Source organism: Psychroflexus sp. MES1-P1E, from assembly GCF_002836055.1.
Classification (GTDB): Bacteria; Bacteroidota; Bacteroidia; order Flavobacteriales; family Flavobacteriaceae; genus Psychroflexus.
In genome coordinates this window covers 1-4,504 of the sequence record NZ_PJBS01000181.1, presented here as the reverse complement: position 1 = coordinate 4,504, position 4,504 = coordinate 1, and the positions used below count along the sequence as shown (strand labels likewise).

Here is a 4,504-nt window from a genome sequence, read left to right as displayed (position 1 = left end):
TGCATATGAAATGATGTTTTTAGTTCCGCCATCATTGGTAGAAAGATACCAAACAGCTGATGATTTCGGTAACCCAAAAGAAGATAAAAGGTTTATACATCTAGAAAAATATAAGAATTTTGGAATTAACGTTTGGGATGGAACAAGTGCTGATTTAAGAACTGAATACGTAGTGGATTTAAACTCACATAAATTATTGCAATATGAATCCTGTAGAGGTTTAGAAGGTTGGACAGTTATTAATCTTGATTTTGATAAGTTCATTGAATTTAAGATGCAAACATTTACAGAAGAAGAGACTAACGAATTAGCACTTGAATCATTAGAGGAAAAAAGAAAAAGATTTGTGTATTTATGGGCATTAATACCTATGACAAGAGCAATTGACACACTTGTTATTACATTAAAAAATAAGGATAGTTATATTTCAAAAATATTACGTGAAATTTATGAAGAAAATCCAGATTTCATAGAGTGGATAGAATGAAAACTACACACAGCAAAGTATATAAATCATTGGTAATAAAGTCATTAAATCAAATGAAGTACATATAATAAAGCAAGTAATAAACTGAAAATGAAGTGCTTTTAAATGCCCAACGCTTCATATACAAACCGTTGGGCATAATAAAAAATAATGGCAAGTCTTATCTGGAATAGAGATTCTCAAGAAGCAATTAACAACCCATATGAATATGCGGTTGAAGAGCAATTTATTCGCGAAGCCAATAATGTGGTTTCAAAACTAGAAAGCACAATATTAAAAAAGAAGACTTTTTTTCTTAATGACAAAAGCCTTGACAAGGCTACTTGGATGCTTCAAAATGATGTGTTATTTGCATTTAAAGACTCTTTATATTCATTGAAACTAAAAAAACATAGAATTGTAGGGCCACTTTTACGAGTAATGTACGAGAACAATCATCTTATTGTATATTTGAATAACAACCATGTAAATTCTCAAAAAACATTATCTGAATGGTATGATAATAAATCTCCTAGACATTTTGAATATCGTAAATTAATAAAAGAAACAGAAGGCGAAGAGCAATCTGATTTTTTAAACAAACAATACCAAGCCTATTCAAAATTTACACACAGAACCTACTTAAGTCTATTGTACAATTATGCACGAGAAGGCAATCCTCAATTGGATCAACAATCGACTAAAAAGGATTTCAAAATCTGGTATGATGAAAGCTGGCCATTAAGACAGTCAATTTCAATGTATTATGCGATTTTGGGAATGTTTGGTAAAGAAATGATTAAAAACTTGAAGTGTTATGGCGTTTTAGAAAGAGAAGAAGTTGATGAAATATGGAATTCTTCAATGGAGCAAGAACAAGTACAGTTTGGAGAACTTACTGCTAAAGCAAAAGAAATGCTAGGAATTGAATAAAGACTATGCCCAACAATGGCTATACGTAATGCGGGTTTTCTGCTAAACGAAAGAACAGTGCATTTAATGAAGTCCGCCAATACTTTAATTTGGTGTTTAAAGTGAATAAATTAAAAACAAAATATAAACTCTTGGCTACGTGCAAATTTGAAAACTCCACTTTTCAGATCCCACACTACATATAGCCAAGCGTTGTCCTTCATTAAATCCGAACTATAAATGAAAATAGAAAAAGTAAAAAACTACAATCAAAAAATCTTAGCAATTCTCGGAACACTTGCTATTATCTTAGTTATCGTTTCAACTTTAGGAATAGGTGGAATAGCAATTTCGGAGTTTATGAGGTTTAACAGTTATGATGATACTGAAACTGGAATTCTTTCAGATGAGAAAATTGAGGAACTACAAAAAGAAAATAAAAGAGAGCAAGTTATTTCGTATCAAAACCCACAACTGATTGACACTATAAATTCTGTTTACATAATTCCTGTTTCTCATAAGAATCTGAATGAAGCAGAAGATATTAATGGTCTTTTGAATATAAGAAAATCATCAAGCAGTAGTTATGAAGCGAGTGACAGTAGATATTCAAGACAATATTACGGAGCATATAACAATCTGATTATTTACAATCAAGACAATGACTTGACAAATAAATTATTTAATAAAAGAGTTAACTTCAATAATATTGATGTAGAATATTTTTCTGATGAAATTCTTTTACTTTTTAAAGTTGCTGAAAAAGATACATATAAAGATGGAGTAATTAATTTATCGGATTTTAAATCACTTTATATATATTCATTAAACGAAAAGAAATTAAAGAAAATTAAAAATTCAGAAATGGATATAGTTTCTTATAAGTTCTTAAATCAAAGTAAAGATTTGATTATAAGTTTCGGAATTGACAAAAACAATGACGGAAAATACGAGGATGTAAACGAACCGACTTTAATTAAAAAATATAATTATAAAACAGGAAAACTAACTGACATTATTGGAGAAAAAACAAATTCCGAACTTCAGAAAATGTTAGAAGGAACTGAAAAATAACGAAAGCACAACAATGGCTATAATTAATGCGGGTTTGGGTGCTTAATCCAAAGTTTAGAGCTTTAGACGAAGACCGCCAAATCTTTTTGATTTGGCTTTACAATAAAAAAGATAAAACAAAATAAAAAGTTTTGGCTAAGTGCTTAATCGGAAATTCAGTTATTTTAATTTCCGTACTAACCATAACCGAGAAGTTGTACGCAAGTCAAAAAAACAAAATTGAATGGAAATACCCTCTACTGAATGGATTATTTTTGGGAATTTAGCAATTGGAATAGGAACTTTTACATTGGCTATAGTTTTAGGAATTATCGGTATTATATCTGCAAAAAAAGGAAGAAAAATTCATATCGCCGATAAAAGACAAGAATGGGTATCAACTTTTAGAAACTATGTCTCAGAAGTTATGACTCTTCAGCAGCAACATAGCTTGATTATTAAAGACTGCAGCATAGGAGAATTAGATGCTTTGATGAAAGAACTAAATATGGCCTCAAACAAAATCAGATTTATGTTTGACCCTTCTGATAATAGACGTGATAAACTTGAGGATTTATTCGCCGCCATATCAAAAGATTTTACGAACAAAAACTATGAGAATTTGGCAGAAAAACAATACCAAATTATTCAGATTACGGACTCAATAATAAGTAATCAAAGGGAAAAAATTATTGAGCTTGATAATTCTGAACCTATAATCTAATCAGATAAAAAAAGACCTGCGTACAACAATGCCTATAATTAATGTGGAGTCTGGGTTTTTACGTCGAAGGTCTGTGTATATTTATGAAGTCCGCTAAATATAAAATTTGGCGTTTATAGAAGAAAAATAAAAGCAAAATATTTATATTTAGCTCAGTAATAAACCGAAACGTAGGTGCTTTTCAACTGCCCAACGTTTCTTATACTAACCGTTAGGAATAATATGAAAAAACCGACAAACTAAATGGCGATATTTGAATTATTTTCTAAAAGACAAAAAAGATTGAGAGGAGAATTTCCTAAAATCTACACTTATGATAGTATACCTGAACATTTGAGAGTTCAAATCGTTCACATAATAAAAGATGCTATTGGAGTTGTGATACATGGACGTAAAAATGAACCTGAAGAAGTATATGAATTCATTCACCAAACTCTTTGTCGTGAGTACGGAATCTTTAGTTTAGGAGACCGATATAGAAAAAATGATGAAGACAATGTTTTAAACTTCCTTTTAACCACTAAAAATAATGAAAAGGTAATTGACGTAATTGAACTTTCATTTAAATATATAGATAGAATTATAAAACCCTCATATGATGAATACGAGTTGAATACAAGAGTTGAAATAAAACCAGACGAAGCAATTGAAGAATTAAATGAAAGGTTCAAAGAACATGGAATTGGTTATTCATTTGACGGAAGTGAAATTATAAGAGTCGATTCAACTTACGCACATGCTGAAATCACTAAACCAACAATTTCCTTATTATGGAACACTAAATTTGATGGAGCTAATGAGGAATATTTAAAAGCACATGAACATTATAGGCATGGAAGAAACAAAGAGTGTTTAACAGAGTGTCTGAAAGCTCTTGAAAGCACAATGAAAATAATTTGCTCTGAAAAAGGATGGAATTATAAACAAACTGACACAGCAAAAACTTTAATTCAAATTTGTTTTGAAAATCAATTAGTACCGACTTTTACCCAGAATCAATTTACCTCTTTAAAGAGTTTACTTGAAAGTGGAATTCCTACAATTAGGAATAAATTAGGAGGACATGGACAAGGCCAAACACAGCAGATAGTAGATGATGAAATGACTCGCTATGGTTTGAATTTAACTGGAACAAATATTATTTTTTTAATTGAACAAAGCGGAATAAAATAAATACTGTGCCTAACAAAGTACTGTGGTAAAAAACAAGTAAAATCTCATTAATTTTTCACCAAAGTACTTCTATAGGTGTCATCATATATTAATCCTGATTTTGCTATGGCAAATGCCTGTTTTAATAGCTTATTACACACCGCAATAAGTGCTAATTTTTTACTCTTACCTTTTGC

At 30.2% G+C, this 4,504-nt stretch carries 4 protein-coding genes and 2 pseudogenes; 5 read left to right on the top strand and 1 reads right to left on the bottom strand.

Features of this window, described 5'->3' with window-relative positions; translation table 11 throughout:
- From CXF67_RS18155 to CXF67_RS08205, 5 genes and pseudogenes are all read left to right on the top strand, one after another.
- Window positions 1-487 (top strand): annotated as a pseudogene (locus CXF67_RS18155) (AAA family ATPase); the annotation flags it as partial.
- 150 nt (window positions 488-637) lie between these two features.
- Window positions 638-1,399 (top strand): hypothetical protein, encoded by a 762-nt coding sequence (locus CXF67_RS08220; RefSeq protein WP_102088321.1) that lies wholly within the window; start codon window positions 638-640, stop codon window positions 1,397-1,399.
- Between the two features lie 219 nt (window positions 1,400-1,618).
- Window positions 1,619-2,452, top strand: a complete 834-nt coding sequence (locus tag CXF67_RS08215; protein WP_102088320.1) for a hypothetical protein — start codon at window positions 1,619-1,621, stop codon at window positions 2,450-2,452.
- Between the two features lie 223 nt (window positions 2,453-2,675).
- Window positions 2,676-3,155: a hypothetical protein gene (locus tag CXF67_RS08210; RefSeq protein ID WP_102088319.1), complete on the top strand. Its 480-nt coding sequence runs from the start codon at window positions 2,676-2,678 to the stop codon at window positions 3,153-3,155.
- Window positions 3,156-3,398: 243 nt separating this feature from the next.
- On the top strand, window positions 3,399-4,328 hold the full coding sequence (locus tag CXF67_RS08205; protein ID WP_102088318.1) for an STM4504/CBY_0614 family protein: 930 nt from the start codon (window positions 3,399-3,401) through the stop codon (window positions 4,326-4,328).
- Between the two features lie 47 nt (window positions 4,329-4,375).
- On the opposite strand, the pseudogene CXF67_RS18755 reads toward CXF67_RS08205, so the two are convergent.
- Window positions 4,376-4,504: pseudogene (locus tag CXF67_RS18755) on the bottom strand (IS110 family transposase); the annotation flags it as partial.

Bases quoted from the DNA above. Each gene is read 5' to 3' on its own strand.
- CXF67_RS08215 (WP_102088320.1), top strand. From the start codon at position 1,619: ATGAAAATAGAAAAAGTAAAAAACTACAATCAAAAAATCTTAGCAATT.
- CXF67_RS08210 (WP_102088319.1), top strand. From the start codon at position 2,676: ATGGAAATACCCTCTACTGAATGGATTATTTTTGGGAATTTAGCAATT.
- CXF67_RS08220 (WP_102088321.1), top strand. From the start codon at position 638: ATGGCAAGTCTTATCTGGAATAGAGATTCTCAAGAAGCAATTAACAAC.
- CXF67_RS08205 (WP_102088318.1), top strand. From the start codon at position 3,399: ATGGCGATATTTGAATTATTTTCTAAAAGACAAAAAAGATTGAGAGGA.